12 protein-coding genes are annotated in these 18,645 nt (G+C 69.7%); 5 read left to right on the forward strand and 7 right to left on the reverse strand.

Annotation, left to right across the window (positions count from 1 at the left end; translation table 11 throughout):
* Nucleotides 1–17: 17 nt before the first annotated feature.
* Nucleotides 18–1,022 carry a 5'-3' exonuclease gene (locus J2S42_RS07100; protein WP_307236425.1) on the reverse strand — a complete coding sequence of 335 codons (1,005 nt, stop codon included), beginning with the start codon at nucleotides 1,020–1,022 and terminating at the stop codon, nucleotides 18–20.
* A 70-nt stretch (nucleotides 1,023–1,092) separates the two neighbouring features.
* Between J2S42_RS07100 and J2S42_RS07105 the strand changes: the two genes are divergently transcribed.
* A complete protein-coding gene (locus J2S42_RS07105) occupies nucleotides 1,093–1,965 on the forward strand; it encodes an alpha/beta fold hydrolase (RefSeq protein WP_307236428.1) in 873 nt (290 codons plus the stop codon).
* 54 nt (nucleotides 1,966–2,019) lie between these two features.
* Here the strand turns inward: J2S42_RS07105 and J2S42_RS07110 are convergent, their stop codons facing one another.
* A complete protein-coding gene (locus J2S42_RS07110) occupies nucleotides 2,020–2,844 on the reverse strand; it encodes an SDR family NAD(P)-dependent oxidoreductase (RefSeq protein WP_307236430.1) in 825 nt (274 codons plus the stop codon).
* Nucleotides 2,845–2,935: 91 nt separating this feature from the next.
* Here J2S42_RS07110 and J2S42_RS07115 point away from each other — a divergent pair, with 91 nt between their 5' ends.
* The 3 genes from J2S42_RS07115 to J2S42_RS07125 are packed head-to-tail and all read left to right on the forward strand — an operon-like array spanning nucleotide 2,936 to nucleotide 5,901.
* Nucleotides 2,936–3,574 (forward strand): TetR family transcriptional regulator, encoded by a 639-nt coding sequence (locus tag J2S42_RS07115; RefSeq protein ID WP_307236432.1) that lies wholly within the window; start codon nucleotides 2,936–2,938, stop codon nucleotides 3,572–3,574.
* Between the two features lie 24 nt (nucleotides 3,575–3,598).
* A complete protein-coding gene (locus J2S42_RS07120; RefSeq protein ID WP_307236434.1) occupies nucleotides 3,599–4,543 on the forward strand; it encodes an acyltransferase domain-containing protein in 945 nt (314 codons plus the stop codon).
* Between the two features lie 35 nt (nucleotides 4,544–4,578).
* Entirely contained in the window at nucleotides 4,579–5,901 is a 1,323-nt protein-coding gene (locus J2S42_RS07125) for an ATP-binding protein (protein ID WP_307236436.1), read from the forward strand.
* Between the two features lies 1 nt (nucleotide 5,902).
* Here J2S42_RS07125 and J2S42_RS07130 read toward each other — a convergent pair whose 3' ends face one another.
* From J2S42_RS07130 to J2S42_RS07140, 3 genes are all read right to left on the reverse strand, one after another.
* Complete coding sequence (locus J2S42_RS07130) at nucleotides 5,903–6,469, reverse strand: DinB family protein (RefSeq protein ID WP_307236438.1); 567 nt, start codon at nucleotides 6,467–6,469, stop codon at nucleotides 5,903–5,905.
* Between the two features lie 124 nt (nucleotides 6,470–6,593).
* Nucleotides 6,594–8,291: a protein kinase domain-containing protein gene (locus J2S42_RS07135; RefSeq protein ID WP_307236440.1), complete on the reverse strand. Its 1,698-nt coding sequence runs from the start codon at nucleotides 8,289–8,291 to the stop codon at nucleotides 6,594–6,596.
* A gap of 11 nt (nucleotides 8,292–8,302) precedes the next feature.
* Complete coding sequence (locus tag J2S42_RS07140) at nucleotides 8,303–9,475, reverse strand: cytochrome P450 (protein WP_307236442.1); 1,173 nt, start codon at nucleotides 9,473–9,475, stop codon at nucleotides 8,303–8,305.
* Nucleotides 9,476–10,753: 1,278 nt separating this feature from the next.
* On the opposite strand from J2S42_RS07140, the gene J2S42_RS07145 reads away from it, so the two are divergent.
* Complete coding sequence (locus J2S42_RS07145) at nucleotides 10,754–11,059, forward strand: transposase family protein (RefSeq protein WP_307236444.1); 306 nt, start codon at nucleotides 10,754–10,756, stop codon at nucleotides 11,057–11,059.
* A gap of 74 nt (nucleotides 11,060–11,133) precedes the next feature.
* On the opposite strand, the gene J2S42_RS07150 is transcribed toward J2S42_RS07145, so the two are convergent.
* Nucleotides 11,134–11,439 (reverse strand): hypothetical protein, encoded by a 306-nt coding sequence (locus tag J2S42_RS07150; protein ID WP_307236446.1) that lies wholly within the window; start codon nucleotides 11,437–11,439, stop codon nucleotides 11,134–11,136.
* 103 nt (nucleotides 11,440–11,542) lie between these two features.
* The gene (locus tag J2S42_RS07155) at nucleotides 11,543–18,463 is read right to left on the reverse strand and encodes an RHS repeat-associated core domain-containing protein (RefSeq protein ID WP_307236448.1); all 6,921 of its coding nucleotides are present in this window, start codon (nucleotides 18,461–18,463) and stop codon (nucleotides 11,543–11,545) included.
* Nucleotides 18,464–18,645: the final 182 nt, after the last annotated feature.

Raw genomic sequence — 18,645 nt, forward strand, 5'->3', positions numbered from 1 at the left:
ACGGCGTGGCGTGCCGGTCAGAACAGGGAGAGCTGGCCCGGGGTGGGCTCGCGGCGGTGGCGCACCGGGCGGCGGAAGACCGGCGGGTGCGGCTCAGCCGCGCGCGGCGCCGGTGTGCGGCGCGCGGTCAGCGACCAGAGCGCCGGGCCGAGCGTGAGCCCGCCACCGGTGCCGAGCGCGGTACGCACCCGCGCCGTGTCCAGCGGCAGCCGGGCGCCGTCCAGGTGCGGGATCGGCAGGTCCGCGCGCATGCGCATCAGGCGGCGGTTGCGGGCGACCACGTCGCGGGACTCCGGCGCCGCGAGCCGGTCCGCCGCCACGTCGCCCACGGCCGCGCGGACCGCCTGACCGCCGTCGCCGTCCAGGTCGGCCCAGGCCGCGTCGACCGTGCCGAGCGCCGCGAGCAGCCGGGCGGAGATCGCGGCACCGAACCCGCGCACGCCGGGCAGGTTGTCGGACGGGTCGCCACGTAGCGCCGCGTAGTCGAGGTACTGGTGCGGGTGCACGCCGCACAGCTCGTGCAGCGCGGCCGCGTCGATCAGCACGGCCTCGTCGAAGCCGCCGTTGCGCAACCGCAGCACCGACGTGGTGTCGTCGATCAGTGCGAACGCGTCCCGGTCGCTGGTCATCAGGATCGCGCGCCACCCGGCCCGGCGCGCGTGTGCGGCGGCGCTGGCCAGCACGTCGTCCGCCTCGAACCCGGCCGGGATCACGGTGCACAGCCCGGCCGCCGCGAGCAGCTCCGGCGCGGCCGCCAGCTGGGCGACGAGGTCACCCGGCTTGTCCGGCCGCTGCGCCTTGTAGGCCGGATAGTTCGCGCGGCGTTCCGAGGAGACCGGGCAGTCGAAGCCGACCACGATCGCGTCCGGCCGCAGCCGGGAGACGGCGCGTGCCGCGTACCGCGCGAAGCCGCGCAGCGCCCACGCCTCGAGGTCGCCGGGATCACCCGAGCCCGCGTGGTAGGTGCGGTGGATCAGACTGTTCCCGTCCAGCACGAGCAGCAGCGGGGACGGGTTCGGCACCCGAAGAGCCTAACCCCTTTGCGCGTGTACGGCCCCCCGCACTCACCCGGGCGGACGTAGGCTCGGCGGCATGACGACGCAGACGCGGACGCTCGCCGTGCCGGGCGCCGAACTGGCCTATGACGTGCGCGGGCCGCTGCCCACCGCGGACGGCCGGCCGGTACTGCTGATGATCGGCCAGCCGATGACGGCCGACGGCTTCGAGGCGCTTGCCGGTCACTTCCCGGACCGGACCGTGGTCACCTACGACCCGCGCGGGCTCGGCCGCAGCGTGCGCACCGACGGCGAGGTGACGCACACGCCGCAGCGGCAGGCGGCGGACCTGCACCTGCTGATCGAGGCGCTCGGCGCCGGGCCGGTCGAGATCTTCGCCAGCAGCGGCGGCGCGGTGACCGGGCTGGAGCTGGTCACCCGGTACCCCGGCGACGTGCGCACGCTGGTCGCCCACGAGCCACCGATCAACTCGGTGCTGCCGGACGCGGCCGCGGCCGAGCGGGCGCGGAACGGGTTCCACGACGCGTACCAGAAGAGCGGCTGGGGCGCCGGGATGGCCGCGTTCATACTGATGACGTCCTGGCAGGGCGAGTTCACCGAGGACTACTTCGCCCAGCCCGCGCCGGACCCGGCCGCGTTCGGCATGCCGGCCGAGGACGACGGCACCCGGGAGGACCCGCTGCTGTCCGCGGCGTCGTGGGCGATCACCGACTACCGGCCGGACGTGGCCGCGCTGACCGCCGCGCCGGCCCGGGTGGTGATCGCGGTCGGCGAGGAGACCGGTGACACGTACACCGGCCGGACCGCGCTGGCCACCGCGGCGCTGCTCGGCCAGGGCGCGACCGTGTTCCCGAGCCACCACGGCGGCTTCCTCGGCGGCGAGTTCGGCTACGCCGGCAAGCCACCGGAGTTCGCCGCCCGGCTGCGCGAGGTCCTCGACAACGCCTGACGTGCACGGACGGGTCGCGGCCTGCCCGCCACCGCGGGCAGGCCGGATGCCGGCTCAGCGGACCGGGTACAGCTCGCGGCGCCATTCGTCGTACTCCGCGTCGGTGGCCTGGCGTGCGCGGGCGAAGTCGTGCGCGTCCCCGCCCACCCGCCAGCGGAACCGGCCGGTGTCGTCCACGGCCGCCTCGTGCACCGCGGCGGCCACCTCGGCGTCCGTCGCGAGGTAGCCGGGCGGCGGCGCGACCTCGAAGGACGCCACCCGCTGCGCGACGTATCCGGCGTACGGCGGCGGGACCTCGGCGGCGCCGAACCGCGCGGTGGTCTGTGCCATGAAGCCGGTGGTGGTCACCATGCCCGGCTCGACCACGGTGACCACCACGTTCTGCGTGGCCAGCTCGTAGCTGACGCCCTCGGAGAACGCCTGCAGCGCGCTCTTGGACGCGCCGTACGCGGCCATCAGCGGGGTCGGGACGGTGGCGGCGCTGGAGGTGACGTTGACGACCCGGCCGCCGCCCTGCCGGCGGAAATGCGGCAGCGCGGCGCGGATGACACGCATCGGCCCGTACAGGTTCGTCGCGAAGACGTCCTCGATGACGGACTCCGGCGTGCCCTCGAAGACCGCGAACAGACCCGCGCCGGCGTTGTTGACCACGCAGTCCAGCCGGTCGAAACGGTCGACCGCCGCGGTCACGGCCGCCTCGGCCGAGGCGGCGTCGCGGACGTCGAGCGCGGTGACGAGCAGCCGCTCGTGCGGCGCCTCGTCCCACCGGGACGGGTCCCGCAGCGTGGCGACGACGTTCCACCCCTCGGCGAGGAACCGGCGGACCGCGGCGCGGCCGAAGCCGGACGAGCTGCCGGTGATGAGCACGGTCTGGGACATGGCTGACCTCCGTCGATAACTGTACGCCGTAAATGTACGGCGTACAGGAGAGGACTGTAGAGCACATTCCTGTACGGTGTAAAGTGATTCCGTGAGTCCACGACCGCCCGCCGCCGAACGCCTCGACCGCGGCCAGATCCTCAGCGGCGCGATGGCGATCGCCGACCGGGACGGCGTCGACGCGCTGTCCCTGCGCAAGCTCGCCGCCGACCTCAAGGTCACGCCGATGGCGCTCTACTGGCACTTCAAGGACAAGGACGCGCTGCTCGACGCGCTGGTCGAGGCGGTGCTCGCCGAGGTCGACACGCCGACCGGCGGCGATCTGCGGGCGACCGCGACCGCGCTGCTGCGAGGGCTGCGCGCGCACCCGGGACTGGCCGCGATCACCGCGATCCGGTTCATGCGGACGGACTCCGGGATCGCGCTGTCCGAGCGCACCATCGGCCTGCTCCGCGCCGCGGGCCACTCCCCGGTCGCGGCGGCACAGCTGAGCACGTTCCTGCTCAACGGCATCGTCGGGCTGGCCATGAACCGCCCCGGCGACCTGGCCGAGCCCGACCCGGTGATCCGGGAACGACTGATCACCGCGAAACGGGGCCGGCTCAAGTCGCTGGACCCGGCCGCCTTCCCGAATCTCACCGAGACCGCGGACCACTTCCTCGCCCTGGACGACGAGGAGGGCTACTACGCACGTGGCCTCGATTACGTGCTGGCCGGCACCCGGCGGTAGTCGGCGGCCGATACGGTGCTGCGCATGGATCTGGACGACATCGCGGGCCGGCTGGGCGTGCCGGCCGAGGAGATCGCACGGGTGGACCGGCTCGCCGGCGGCCGTCCGTCCGCGCCGCTGCCGGACCGAGCGGACGCGCCCGCGCTGCTGGACCGGCTCGCGGTGCGGCCGGACGACGCCGAGGAGATCATGGCGGGCTGGCCGGATCCCGGCTCGGAGCTGTGGACGCCGGAGCTGCGCTGGCTGCTGGACCGGTCGATCGCGCTGGTTCGCGCGGATCTCGGCGGCTACGAGTGGCTGACCCCCGGTCCGGAGCTGCCGCGCGACCGGGGCCCGGCCTGGCGGCACCTGTACGTGTACGCCTACCTGGCGCTGACCGGCGTCGTCCTGGACTACCACCGCGCGCACGGCGTACCCGAGGCGGTGTCCTGGGCGACGCTGGCCGACCTGGGCCGCAACCTCGCCGTCGACCGGCGGATGAACCGGGAGGGCTGGCCGGTGATGCAGGCCTGGCTGACGCTGCACGTGCGCGGCGGCCTCTACGAGCTGGGCCGGCTGCAGCACCACCGCGGCGACGGCACGATCGGCCTGCACATCCCGGACGCGGGACCGCTCACCCCGGAGGCGATCTCGGCGTCGCTGGACGAGGGCCGCGCGTTCTTCCCACGGCACTTCCCGGACGAGACGTACACCGCGTTCTCCTGCGGCTCCTGGCTGCTCGACCCGCAGCTGCGCGAGTACCTGCCGGCGGACTCGAACATCATCCGGTTCCAGGACCGGTTCACGCTCGACGCGTACGAGGAGCCGGAGGGCGTGGACGCGGATCTCGAGGTGCGCCGCTTCGTGTTCCGCACGCTGACCACGCCGCTGGACCGGCTGCCGCGCGACACCGTCCTGCAACGCGCGATCGTCGACCACCTGAGGTCCGGCCGGCACTGGCAGTGGCGCCGCGGCACCTTCCCGATCTGATCGGAAGGGTCGCTAGTCCGGATAAAATTTCGCACATGTCGGATTTGTCGGCACAGACGCCGCCGAAGATCGACTTTGAGTCGCTCTTCGGCGCGCTGCCCGCGCTGTTCCTGGTCCTCGATCCGCAGTTCCGGATCATCGCGGTCAACGACGCCTACCTGGCGGCCACACTGACCCAGCGGGCGAAGATCCTGGGCCGCTACATCTTCGACGCGTTCCCGGACAACCCCGGCGATCCGGAGGCGACCGGCGTCGCGAACCTCCGCGCCTCGCTGGAACGCGCCGCGCGGACGCTCCGGCCGGACAGCATGGCCGTGCAGAAGTACGACGTGGCCGACCCGGACGGGAACGGCTTCGTGGAACGCTACTGGAGCCCGCGCAACGTGCCGATCACCGACGCGCACGGCAGGCTCGCGTACATCGTCCACCAGGTCGAGGACGTAACCGAGTTCGTCCAGCTCCAGCGGCAGGGCGTGCGGCAGACCGTGGAGCTGGAGGAGTGGGCCGGGCAGATGCAGGCGGTGATCCTGCGCCGCTCGCAGGATCTGCACGAGGCGAACCGGCTGCTGCGCGCGGCCGACGACGCGAAGAACGACTTCCTGTCCCGGGTCAGCCACGAGCTGCGTACGGGTACGGCCAGCATCTCCATCGGCCGGCGCCCCGGCGGCACGCTGCGCATCCGGGTGGTGGACACCGGCCGCGGCATTCCGCCGGACGCGGTCGGCAAGCTGTTCACGCCGTTCGAGCGCCTGGACGCGGCCCGGGCCGGCTTCGAGGGCACCGGGCTCGGCCTCGCGCTCTCCCGCCACCTGGCCCTCGGCATGGGCGGCACGCTGGACGTGTCCAGCATCCCCGGGCGCGGCAGCACGTTCCGGATCGACCTGCCGATCACCACCGCGACCGGCCGCGAGGCCCAGCAGGTGAGCGCGGCGAGCCTGGAGACCCGGTCGTATGACGGCCCGTGCACCGTGCTCTACGTCGAGGACGTCGCGGAGAACCTGACCCTGGTCGAGCAGATGCTCGCCCGCCGCCCGTCGGTGACGCTGATCGGCGCGATGCTGGCGCAGACCGGGCTCGACCTGGCGCACGCGCACCGGCCGGACCTGATCCTGCTGGACCTGCATCTGCCGGACATGCCCGGCGAGGCGCTGCTGGAGCTGCTGCGCGCCGACCCGGCCACCCGCGACATCCCGGTCGTGGTGCTCAGCGCGGACGCCACCCAGCACCACGTCGACGCGCTGCACGCGTGCGGCGTCGCCGCCTACCTCACCAAGCCGATCGCGATGCGCGACCTGCTGGACACGCTCGACACGCTGCTCGCCGCGCCGACCGGTGCAGCGCCCGCGATCCCGGTGTGAGTCACTGACCGGTACGGCCGTCGACGCACTCGCGGAGCAGGTCCGCGTGGCCGCAGTGGCGGGCGTACTCCTCGATCATGTGGATCAGGACGTCGCGGACCGCGACCGGGTCGCCGTGCGCGGTGGTCTTCTCGGTGCCGAGGTCGGCCTCGGTGATCGCGTCCAGCCAGGCGTCCGCGTCGGCGACCTGCGCACGCCAGGACGCGAACGCGTCCGCGACCGCCTCCGGCGTGCCGGCCGCGTCGTTGAAGTCGAGGTCGTCGTCGTCCGGGCTCCAGTAGATCCGCGGTACGTCGCGGTGGCCGCGCAGCACCCGGTGGAACCAGTTGTGCTCCACCCGGGCCATGTGCCGGACCAGGCCGAGCAGGCTCATCGTGGACGGCGGCACGGAACGCGTGGCCAGCTGCTCCGGCGTCAGGTCGCGGCACTTGAGGTCCAGCGTGAGCCGGTAGTTCGTCAGGTACTCCCGGATCGTGGCCAGCTCACCGACCGGGTTGCCCTGGGTGCGCGGATCGTCCGCCGGCTCGGCCCACATCCCGCCGAAGCCCACCACATGCTGTTCCGCCATCCCGCCACGATGCCGCGTCCGTTCCGCGTACACAACGGGATTTCGCGGTCCTGGAAGCGACCACCCACCGGCCGGTGCCCGCGGGAGCACCGGAACTCAGCCACGCCGGAAGCGGGACCATGAATCAGAAGGCGGTTCTTCGCACCAGCGCCCACTCGTGGTCGTCGTCCGGCGTGCAGGGGAAGAGCGTGAGGCGCGGGCCGGCGCCGGAGACGTCGAGGCACATGCCGGTCGCGGTGTTGCGCAGCCAGTAGTGACGGCGCCCGCCCGAGTCCAGCCGCGGCTCCAACCGGAAGTGCTGGTTGTCCTGCTCGAAGCAGGTCATCTCGCTGACCTCGGCGCCCGGGTCGACCCCGCCGGCGCCGGGCACGTCGACGCACAGGTCGTCGGCCACGTTCTGGATCCAGTAGCGGTGGTAGCCGTCACCGTCGACGCCGCGCGGGACGAACCGCCACTCCTGGTTGTCGGCCTCGGCCGGCCGGCAGGTATAGCGTTCGACCGGCCCGTCCATCGCGCCGGGCCCGCCGAACGGGATGTCCACGCAGTCGCCGGTGCGCAGGTTGACGATGAAGTACGGACCGGAGACCATGGCCGGCCCGTCCGCCGCGGTGATCACCGGCTGATCGGCCGCCGCCTCCGTCGGCCGGGGCGGCGCGGACGTGGCCGGCTGCGGCGCGACCGCCAGCGGCCGCACCGCCAGCGTCGCGGACGGCGTGGGCGACGCGGCCGTCCCGATGGGCGCGGGCAGGCGCACCGGGCCGGCCTCGGTCCGCGACGGCGGTGGCGGCCCGGCCTGCGGTGTGTCGTCCGTTCCGGAACCCCGGCCGGACAGCAGCAACGTGCCGGCCGCTCCGCCGATCAGGGCCACCAGCACCACGGCCAGCACCGACTCCAGGATGCGGCCCCGATCGCGGCGCGGCGCACGCGCCCCGAGCGCGGCCGTGGCCCGGCGCGGCTCCGGCCCGGCCGGCACGGTAGTGGCACCGTCCTCGGCGTCCGGCGGAAGCTGAGCCAGCAGGTCCAGCAGTTCGGGCGCGGACGGGCGGGCGTCCGGGTCCTTGGCCAGCGCGCGGGCGACGACCGGGCGCAGCGACTCCGGCAGCGCGCGCAGGTCCGGCTCGCCGGTGAGGACGCGCGCCGCGACCACACCGGCGGGCCCGGCACCGAACACCGCCCGGCCGGTCGCCGCGTACGCGATCACCGCGCCCCAGGAGAACACGTCCGCGGCCGGCCCGGCCACCCGCCCGGTGCCGTCGAAGCGTTCCGGCGCCAGGTACGCAACCGACCCGGCGACCTGCCCGCTGCCGGTCTGGTCACCCGGCGCCCCGAGCGGCCGCGCGACCCCGAAGTCGATCACCCTGGGCGTACCGCGCGCGAAGAGCACATTGGACGGTTTCAGATCCCGGTGCACGACCCCGGCGCCGTGGATCGCCGCGAGCGCGGTGGCCACACCGACCGCGACGCCGTGCAGCTGCGCGCCGGTCAGCGGCCCGCGCCCGGCCACCACGCCGGCCAGGCTCGGCCCGTCCACGAACTCGACCACCAGGTACGGCGTGGTGTGCTCCGGATCCGCGTCCAGCACCGCCGCGGTGCAGAACGACGGCACCTGCCGCGCCCGCGCCACCTCACCGCGGAACCGCGCCCGGAACTCCTCCTGCCCCGCCAGCTCCGGCCGGATCACCTTCACCGCGACCGGCTCCCCCGCCGGGTCCCGCGCGAGGAAGACCGTGCCCATGCCACCCTCGCCGAGCCGCCCCTCGATCCGGTAGCCGCCCAGCTCCCGCGGGTCGTCGGGACGGAGCTGTCCGAGGCGGTCCGGCATGGAACGCGAGACTACCGGACGTCCCACTCCACGATCAGCCGGTCGAGCCCGCGGAAGTTGAGGCTGGGCCGCCAGGCCGGTTCTTCCCCGGATTCGGCCAGCCGTAGGCCGGGCAGGCGGTCGAACAGCGCGCGGAGCACGATGTCGCCCTCCAGCCGGGCCAGCCCGGAGCCGATGCAGAAATGCCGCCCGTGCCCGAACGCGAGGTGCCGGGCCTGGCCGGTGCGCGTGAGGTCGAGCGTGTGCGGGTCCGGGAACGCGGCCGCGTCGCGGTTCGCCGCGCCGCAGACCAGCAGGATCGGCTGCCCCTTCTCGATAGTCTTGCCGCCGAACTCCAGGTCCTCGGTGGCACGGCGCAGGATCATCGGGAGTGGGCTGTCGTACCGCAGCAGTTCCTCGATCGCGGTCGCCGGGTCCTTCTCCAGCTTCGGCACCTCGCCGGGATGCCGCAGCAGCGCGAGCAGCGCGTTGCCGAGGAAGTGCGTGGTGGTCTCGTGCCCGGCCAGCAGCAGCAGGATCGTGTTCGCGATCGCCTCGTCCCGATCCAGGTCGCCGGGCCGCAGCAGCGCCTCCGGCCGGTCGATCAGCGAGTCGAAGTAGGTGACCATGCCGGTCACCCCACGGTCCGTGGCCGCCTTCTCCGCCGCGGTCAGCCGCGCGTTGCCGAACGCCACGGCCACGTCGTTCGACCAGGCGAGCAACCGCTCACGATCCTCCACGGGTACGTGGACGAGCGCGCAGATCGCGTTGAACGGCAACGGCACCGCGAGGTCGGCCACCATGTCCATCCGGCCACGCGGCAGCACGTCGTCGATGATGTCGTGGACCGCCTGGGTGATCATCGGCCGCAACGCCTCGACGGACCGGGCCGTGAAGGTGCGGCTGGCCGCCTTGCGCAGGCGGGTGTGCTCCAGCGCGTCCCGGTAGAGCATGGTCCGGGAGATCACGGTGGCGAACCGCTGGAGGTCGCCGGTGACCGCGTCCGGGTCCGGGAAGCGGACGGAGGAGAGGCGGGGGTCACCGGCGCCGGCGCTGACCAGTTCGTGGCTGGTGACGACCCAGGCGCTGAGCGCACGATCCCAGTAGCACGGGTCTGCTTCACGCAGCCGGTCATAGAACCCGTAGATGTCCCGCTGCACCTCCGGCCGCACAGCGGCAAGCAACGTCCGGGGTCGGTCGGTCACCACAGAACCTGCTTTCCAATACTCGGACGGGCGGATGAACGCTATCGTATCGATCCGACAAAAACGGCCCGAGACCCCGCAGTAACGGACAACCGGCGACAGCCATCGATGCCTGGCCGAGGACTGCCGCTACATCAATTGCAAAATGCAATCACAAGCGGTTCAGAGTTCTCAGCCAGGTAAAAGTGACCGAGGGCCGGACGTACGGCCGATCTCGAGCACGGAGGCAAATCTACTATACGGGGCCGGATCCCTCGATTTCAAGATCGATACGCCCCTCGCCGCTTCGCAGCACCTCACCCAGTCCGAGCAATTCGGCCGAGGTACCGCCCAGTTCAATCTCGGCGAACAAATCCGACACCCGAACCCGCATCAACACCCCAATAACGCCGACACCAGAGCAAACAATTGCTATTCCGCATTGCAATCACACCGGCAACAACGATCACCACCTTTTCTTGGATCGTTCCAGTTGACACCCCCAATGGTCGACGAATCAGCAGGTGTGCGGATCGGCAAGCAGGCCAGAGCGAATCGGTCGGCCGCTCACTTTAGTCTCAAGGTTCATGCGAGCTATTGAAATTTATATCAAATCGCGCAAGCCCGAACGTATGGCCGGAGTTGCAATCGACCCTGCTTCCATCGGGGTCCAGGACGACACATCAGCGTACAACCATTACGAAACGTGAATCACCGACACACGTTACAAACGGCCGAGCTTGTGAATAACGATCGCGACCGAACCAAAAACCGACGCCAAATACGCCGACTACGAAGCCAGAGCCGAATGCATCGCGGCCGCATATTCCCTAAATCGCCGACTACCCCAGAATTGATAGCTCATCTCCACTGGAGTTCCAAATCCGCGACATCCGCCCACTCGGCTCGCTGACCGCAAGCCCGGTGGGCGAGTGCCTAATCGCACCTAACACCGACCCATCGACATCCGGCCATTCGACGATCATGTGATCACCGGGGTTGATCACATATTCGGCACCAGACGGCTCAAGGCAACAGAAACGGAAGCATCTTTATTAGCCAATCTCATAAACTTCAATCAGCTCAACCTCCCCAGCTCTCGAGATGGAAACTCATCAGTTCGGCTCTCGGCTGGGCGCTCGGACTGTTCGGCGAAATCTTCCGAACTTCATCGAGCCTTTTCATCCCGGCTTTGCAGGTGGCGGCGGGTATGACGGCCCCGGAGATCGATAGGCGCGAGGCTCCGGGCAAGACAGCAGCCGACCAAGATCCGACGGCCCGACCAGGGAAGCCCCACACGTGCTGTCTTACCCCGCCACGCTCTCGTTATGGGCCTCACCCGCCCCGCCCGGCAGCACCCACGACCTCGCCGCCGCGCGCACCCACGGCACCATCGACGCCCTGGCCAGTGCCAACATCACCGTTCTCGCCGACAAGGCCTGCCTCGGCGCCCCCGACAACGCACACGTCCCGTACCGCGGCAGCCGCTGGCGCGCACTCTCCACCGCAGAGAAAACCGCCGACAAAGCACACGCACGCCTACGAGCCATTGACCCGGAAGTCATTGCGACGTCCGGCGAACCAGCACCGTCCCATATGACGTAGTTGGAAGATGAGGAGCACCGACGGTCATGCACGGAGCGCTTCTCACGCCCATGCGGGCCAGCCAACTCCTGCCTCTACAACTCGAACGCAACCACACGGCCCCGAACACCTTCCAATACGGCTGCCGGCCCCAGAGAATCACCCTTGACGCAGCGCACGGAGTCATTAACGCCAGTGACGACCGACCGAGAAAAAACTACAGCCAGGAATTCGGAGGTTACAGCATTCGGACCACCTTGCCTAAATGGCATCAGCCGTTCGAACACCTCTACCTCATTGTCGCCCAGCCAGTCAATCTCTGCAGAGATGCAAATCCAGCCTTCCATGAGCCGAATTCGGACATCATTCGCCCCGCAAAGCATCGCCTCAAGCGCGACCATCGAACCCAACTCCGAAGGATCATATCGACCCCCTCGAAAGAATCGGGCCTGCCCTCTCAAAATAAATTCGCGAGAATCGATAGGATTGAGGGGATTGATATTTTCAGGGCGAGACACTGATTTCCCCACTCGCTCTCAAACTGTTGAAGAGGTCAAACGCCCCGGTCGGGACATGAAACTCGTGACCTACGAAAGCCGGCGACTTCGGACCGATCGGAATCGGGCCGGATACCGCACCGGCATCACGCAGTTGAGCCATCGCGGCATCCGATATCCTCACCTTGATCACCGCACCAGTACCATTGCGAACCGCGAAGAACTCGGCATCGTCAATGTGTGTCGCCATGAAAAAACCACCTGGACCGTCGGTATGCTTAGCAGCCGCAGCGCTGGCATCGAGACCATTATTTAGAACATTCACTAGAGACTCTATGTCCGCACCATGATACAGCTCCGTGATGCCACAACCACCCGTATTGTGTACGAGCACCGGAGCGTTACCGGCGAATACATAGTACGTGTGAAGGTGGTCGACGGTCAGGTTGTAAGCCATGGCGGTGCGCTTGGACCTGGCAACGGTGCCGATGACTTCTGATGTGCCACCGTCAGCGACTCGTAGGTGATCGCCCTGCGGGAGTTCGCCGGCGTGCCGCCACTGCTGATCGCGCTCGCTCCAGAAGGGATGATCCGCTGTCGTCGTGACCGTTCCGTCGGTGAGGCGGAGGTCCAGGAGATCGTCCTCGTGAGCCCAGACGCCGGTGACGGTGTACGCCCCTGCCTCCCCGGTTACCGGATCCTCCGCGTAGACGAGGTCTCCGACGCGAATCTCGGAGATCGGCTTACTGGAACCGTCCGCCATCAGGACCGGCGTCCCGGCAGAGAAGCTCCTCAGCACCGTGCAGGCCTCGCCGATTACGTCGGCAGCGTCATCTGCGACCTTGGTCGAGGCCTTCTCCCCGCCACGGAGCAGATCGAGGATTTTGCTGACCTTGGCAGCCTTGCCGACCGGAATCATGCCGGCGATCTCGAGGCCCGCGCCGACGTAGTTGCCGTTCTCTACCGCGTCCTTGGCGAGGGCGGCGCTGAACGGGATGCCGACGACCGGGATCCAGCTCATGAGTTCGGCGCCCTCGATGAAGGACTCATGGAGGATCTGGTCGCTGACTTCGCACTCGTTGTGGTACTGACAGAGCCAGAAGGCGACAGCCTCGACGATCTCCTCGGGCTCGCGGACGGAGATGTGGCACCGGTTGTAGATGCCGGGGTTCCACATCTCACAGTTGTAGGACTCGATGTACTCGACGACGGTGGGGACGCGGTTCTTGGCGTTGGTGCCGATCGGGGTGTAGCGGGCGCCGTTGTTGACGACGCGGCCGCCGCCGGGGCGGCCCCAGCCGAGGGCGGCGCCGTCGGTCTGCTGGTCGCCGTCCCGGTCGCCCTTGCTCTCGCCGCCGCTGCCGCAGTCTGCGTAGTCGCAGTCGCGCAGGCCGGTGGGGTCGCTGAACGAGATCGGGTTGTTGTGGGCGTAGGCGTACGCGTTCCACTGCTGCGGGTCGGTCAGGTCCATGATCGGGTCGACGGAGATAAACCGGCCCAGTGCCGGGTCGTACTCGCGGGCGCCGATGTGGGTCAGGCCGGTCGGGTCGATGTCGCCGCCGACGAAGCCCTTGCCGTTCGGCCAGGTGACCGCCGCGCCACGGGTGCCGCCGTAGGGGTTCTGGCGGCGGACCGTCACGGCCTGGCTGCCGGCCGCGATCGCGATGCTCTGGGTGCCTTGGTGGTCGCTGAACAGCCAGGTCAGGCCGCTGATTTCATTCGTGGTGCGGGACGCGACGGTCTGGCCGCCGAACGAGTAGTACCGGGTGGCGACCTTGGTGTTGTCCGGGTTGAGGCGGACCTCCATGCCCGGGAGGTAAAGCGTTCGGCCGGTGCCGTCGCGACGGATCAGGCGGGTGCCGTCCGCGTCGTAGACGTACGACGTGGTGGTGTTGCCCTCGATCGTGGTGTACGCGCGGTTCTCCGCGTCCCAGGTGACGGTCTGGGTCCCGGCCACGCCCGGCCGGCTGGTGGTGTTACCGGCCTGGTCGTAGCCGTAGGCGCGGTTGACCGGTGCCGCCACTCCGGAGGTGACCGTGCTGCTGCCGGTCACCGCGTGCGGGCGGACCGATTCCGGGCCGGACGGCGGGATCGCGTACGTGGTGGTGGCGTCGCCCGCGGCGGAGTGGTTCGTCTCGGTCTTGCGGTTGCCGATCGCGTCGAACGTCCAGTCGGTCCAGTACGGTGCCGGGCCGCCGAGGTTCGCCAGGCTCGGTGCGGTGCCGCACGCGACGCCGGCCTTCGGGGTCCAGGCGGAGGTGAGCCGGCGCAGCTTGTCGTACCCGAAGCACTGGGTGTCACCCTTGTCCGATATGGACTGGACGTTGCCGGCCGCGTCCCAGACGTAGGTGCTGTCCGAGACGGTACCGGTGCCGGTCTCCGTGAGGATTTTCGAGCCCTGGAAACGCCGGGTGCCGTCCTCATAGTACGAGTTCGTGCTCTCGACGTAGACACCGGATCCGGTCTTGCGCCGGGTCAGGGTCGGCTCGCCCAGTGCCGTGTACTCCTGCAGCGTGACGTAGCTGCTGGCGGTCAGCTCGATGTTCGTCGTCAGCCCGGACGGCAGGCCGTTCACGGCGTCGTACACCGTCGTGACCTGCTCCGTGGTGAGGCTGCCCGCCTCCGGGTACGTCACCGTGGTCGGCGAGCCGTCCGCGCCCGCGTACCCGTAGACGAAGTTGTACGACCCGGCGAGCGCGCCCTCGGCGGCCGGGATGACGTAGTTGACCGACAGCGGCTGGTAGCGCACGTTGTAGGTGCGCATCTGCACCCGGTATTCGCTGCCGTTGTCGTACCGGATCGCTTGCGACAGCACGCCGCGCAGCGTGGGTCCGCCGGCCAGCCGGTCGTAGATCCACTCCGCGCGCTTGTTGCCGCTGGTGGAATCGTCGTACGTGGCCGTCTTCCGGCCGAGTACGTCGTACGAGTACGCGAGCACCTCACCGCGCGCGTCGGTCGTCTCGACAACGTCGCCGTATGCGTTGTACTTCGTGGTCATCGGCCCGCGGTCCGGGTCGTCGGCGCTGGTCTGGCGGCCCTTGATGTCGTAGCCGTAGGTCCACTCGTTCCCGGCCGGGTCGGTGACCTTCGCCAGGTGGCCCTTGCGGTCGTACGCGTACTTCGTGGCCAGGTAGTCACCGGCGACGCCCGCGTCCGTGGTGTGCTGCCGCAACTCGACCGGGCGGCCGCGGAAGTCGTTGATCGTGGTGGTCGGCACGTCACCGCGCGGCGGCGTCACGATCTTGCGGTCGCCGCCGTAGACGATGGTGCTGCGCCACTTCTCGACCTGGTTCGTCTGCCCCTCACCGGCCAGGAAAATCGTGTCCGTGCCCCGGCCGGCCAGGTCGTAGACGGTACGGGTGACCGCCGGCACCGACCACTGCGGCTCACCCCACAGCACACCGGACGGATCGCCGAGCTCCGCGTGCGCGCCGTAGACGGTGGAGACCCGGCCCCACTCGTCGTAGTTCGTGTCCGCGACCACCCGATCGGCGCCGGTCGCGGTGCTCGTCTGGATCTGCCGGGCGCGCAGAAAACCGTCAAGGATCTCGTACGAGGCCAGGTAGTTGCCGCGGGCGTTCAGCGTCTCCGTCTTCGTGTACGGGTACGCGTTGCGGCCCGACGCGAAGCCGTACGTGTAGCGGGCGGACGGCTTGTCCTTCTTGTCCGCGTCCGCCTCGGCCCAGCCGACCTCCCACACCTTCGACACCCGGCCGAGCGCGTCGTACCTGATCGTCGCAACGCGTCCGTTGGGGTCCGTGGTCTTGGTCGTGACACCCCAGTACGGGCTCTTCTCCGTGGTCGTCGACCAGCCGAGCACGTTCGTGGTCTTCTCGGCGGTGATCGGGCCACCGGAGGCCGGGGTGTACACAGTCGTGATCGCGTTACCGCGCGAGTCGGTGACGCTGAGCGCCCGGCCGAACGCGTCCAGCGTGCCGATGGTGCCACTGACCTGCCACTGGGTGCCACCGGCGGCGGTCCAGCCATCGAGCACCTCGGTCTTCGTGATAGCACCGTAGGTGGGAACCGTATCCGGACTGCTTGCGCCGTCATAGTAGGTACGCGTGTCCGACACGATGTCGTCCGCGGAGGCCGGGTTCTTGCCGCACGCCAGAGCCGTCTTCGTGATCTGCTTCGGCAGCGCCACGATGTGCTTGACCGTGTTCCGGTTGTACGTGTTCACCGTGCACGACTCGTCGCCGGTCACCGCGGTGTCGCCGTCGTCCTGCACCTGGGTGATCGACCCGTAGGTGCCCTCGATCGTCGACTCGACCCGCCCGACCCGCCAGCCCGTGCCGACCGCCTCGCCACTGTGCACGACCCGGATGCCGGTGAACCGCGCGTGGACGGTGTCGGTGCCGATGGTCCGGGACGCGGTCGGCTCCGACTGCCACGGCACGTTGACCGTCTTGGCCAGCGGCTTGTCCTCGGTCCCGTTGTACATGACCGACTCGCGGATCATCCCGGCGAACGCCTTCTGATCGGTGACGTCCTCACCGAGGCTGGCCTTCGAGACCCGGCCTTCGATACCCCGCAGATACGTGGTCCGGGACAGCGTCATCGCCGCGCCACTGCCGACGCGCGTCTCGACCGTCTCGTACCCCCGGAACTGGCTCCAAGTCCGGCGCTTCGGCTTCGTGAAGCCGTTGTCGTCCGCGAACGCCCAGTACGGATCGCCCTTGTACGCGTACCGGGTCACCATCGACGGCGACCGGTGGTCCGCGAGCGGTGTGTCGTTCTCGACGACCTTGGTGACCAGGTACTTGTGCCAATACTCGGTGATGTCCGCCCCGTCCGGATCCAGCGGGTTCGGGCCGATCACCGGATAGCACAGCTTCGTGTTCGACTGCGGCGACGCGGGCAGGTTGCCGGCCTTGCACTCCGGCAGCGTGTACTCGATGTCGGTGGACGCGCCGGTCTCCGTGGTCAGCCGGGTCAGCCGCTGCCACGAGTTGGTCTGGTTGACGTCGGTCAGCACCCGGTTCGGCATCGGCGCCGGCGTGAACGTGATCGGCGGCATCGCGATCGCCTCACCGACCAGGCCGGTCTTCACGATCGAGTCCAGCCACAGGCCCGCGTTCGTGCCGTCGTGCGGGCTCGGGAACGAGTGCGCGAACGTCCACGACGTGACCGGCTGGTACTTCGCCGGCGACACCGTCGTGTCCCACACCTGCGTCGTGATCGACGCCAAACGCTTCGTCGACCAGAACGTCGGCGCGTAGTTCGTGCCGCAGTCGGTCGCGTCGAGCTTGCACTCGCTGTCCCACGGCACGTCCGGCCAGCGCTCCGCGTTGTGGGTGCCGCAGTCGGCCAGGCACCGGTCCGCAGTGGCGAACAGCACCTGCCCGACCGGCTTGACCGACCGGTCAGACGTGCCGCGGTCCCAGGTGCCGTAGTCGATGCGCGCCAGCGTGCCGCCGCGCACGTAGTCGACGTTCTCGCTGCTCGTCGCCCGCGTGGCGTACTGGTTCTTCTCCTGCTCGTACCAGTAGGAGAGCGTGTTGCCCCGGGTGTCGACGACGTAGTCGAGGTTCCACCGCCACGCCTGGTCACAACTCGACGCCGCGAACGTGGCCTGGTGGCACTCCTCACCGGAGTGGTTGCCGTACACCGGCACCGTGTAGACCGAGTTCGTCGCCGCACTCTGGCCCGGCAGATTGTTCTGGCCGAAGTAGTAGCGGGTGCCGTCGGTGCCGGTCAGCTCCCAGTATTCGCCGTTGTTGTCGCCGTTCGTGCCGTTGTTGAGACGCTTGATGGTCCAGCCGGCCTCGGACCGGCCGTGCCAGCCCTTGCCCTCCTGGTAGATCAGCTCCGTCGACGAACCCTGGAAACTGATCGTCGCGTTGTCCGACCGCCAGCACAGATCCCCGGTCCGCATCGACTCCGGGTTGTTCGCCCCGTTCTCGGTATCCGCGTTACAGCCGATGTACTGCCGCTCGATATAGCCGGTCTCCAGGTCGAAACCCTCACCCAGCCACGACGGCTGATTGTTCGACGCCGACGTACGGCCGTCCACACTCGACGACGAGTAACCCAGCTCCAGCTTCGGCGCCGGACCGGCGTGCACCGGCGGCGTACCCATCCCGTACGACCAGGAAAACCCACCCGAATTCCCGCCCGCGCTCCACGTCGACGTCGCGGCCAGCGACGTCGCGCCGAAGTCACCCGACGAACCCTTGTTGTCCGCGGCCAGCAGCAGCAGCGTCCCGCTCGTCCTCGCGGTCGGCACGTCACCGGCCAGCTCTGCCCGGCTGTTCGCCGCCTGCGCCACACCCACCGGCTGCACCTCGGCCAGCGCACTCACCGTGCCGGCGACCCCGTCGTTCACCGACTCCAGCGGCACCGCGGAACAACCGGCACGCTCCGGCGTGGTCAACGCGCACTCGGGCAGCCGCCACAACCGCAGCCGGGAGGCCCAGTCACCGCCGTAGGCGTACTCGAACGAGGTGTAGTCCACCGTGACCGTCGCCCTACCGGCGACCGAGGTCTGCTTACCACCGACGCGCAGCACCACACCGTCACGCAACGCCTCCGGCACCGCCGCCCGGTCCAGAACCTCGACCCCGACCTTCGTCGGAAGCGCATCGTCCGCGCGGGCCACGGACATCGACAGACCTGCCGCGGAGACCGTGCCGGCCCCGGTCGCGGGTACCGTCGCGGTGACCGCACCGGCACCCGGCCACACCGGATCGGGCAGCTCCACCGCGGGCGCGCTGACCGTGGGAGCCGTGCCGGGCGCGACCTCCGCGCCGGTCCGGCCGATCTCGACCTGCTGGCCGGTCAGGTGCGGCGGGGACGCGGGCACGGCCGCGGCCGGTGGGACCGCGAGCAGCGGGCCGCACACCGCGGCGGCCAACGCCACCGCGAGGACGCGGGCCTGCCGTTTCGCGAGCCGGGCGGGAATGACGGACGCGCGTCGCCGGTCCACTGAGTCCTCCGCGTTCACGCATCGACGTCCGCCACCGGCGGCGCCGGAAGGGCATCGATGATCAGGGTGAGCCGGCGGAACTCTATGGGCCGGCGACCCACCGTGTAAAGCACGCACACGAGATGTGAGCGAATCGCTTTACGTGTGCGGGCCGGATCTCTAGAGTGCGGCGCGGCCATCAC

The sequence above is a fragment of the Catenuloplanes indicus genome (assembly GCF_030813715.1).
Classification (GTDB): domain Bacteria; phylum Actinomycetota; class Actinomycetes; order Mycobacteriales; family Micromonosporaceae; genus Catenuloplanes; species Catenuloplanes indicus.

Bases quoted from the DNA above. Each gene is read 5' to 3' on its own strand.
- J2S42_RS07125 (WP_307236436.1), top strand. From the start codon at position 4,579: ATGTCGGATTTGTCGGCACAGACGCCGCCGAAGATCGACTTTGAGTCG.
- J2S42_RS07110 (WP_307236430.1), bottom strand. From the start codon at position 2,844: ATGTCCCAGACCGTGCTCATCACCGGCAGCTCGTCCGGCTTCGGCCGC.
- J2S42_RS07105 (WP_307236428.1), top strand. From the start codon at position 1,093: ATGACGACGCAGACGCGGACGCTCGCCGTGCCGGGCGCCGAACTGGCC.
- J2S42_RS07130 (WP_307236438.1), bottom strand. From the start codon at position 6,469: ATGGCGGAACAGCATGTGGTGGGCTTCGGCGGGATGTGGGCCGAGCCG.
- J2S42_RS07120 (WP_307236434.1), top strand. From the start codon at position 3,599: ATGGATCTGGACGACATCGCGGGCCGGCTGGGCGTGCCGGCCGAGGAG.
- J2S42_RS07135 (WP_307236440.1), bottom strand. From the start codon at position 8,291: ATGCCGGACCGCCTCGGACAGCTCCGTCCCGACGACCCGCGGGAGCTG.
- J2S42_RS07150 (WP_307236446.1), bottom strand. From the start codon at position 11,439: ATGGTCGCGCTTGAGGCGATGCTTTGCGGGGCGAATGATGTCCGAATT.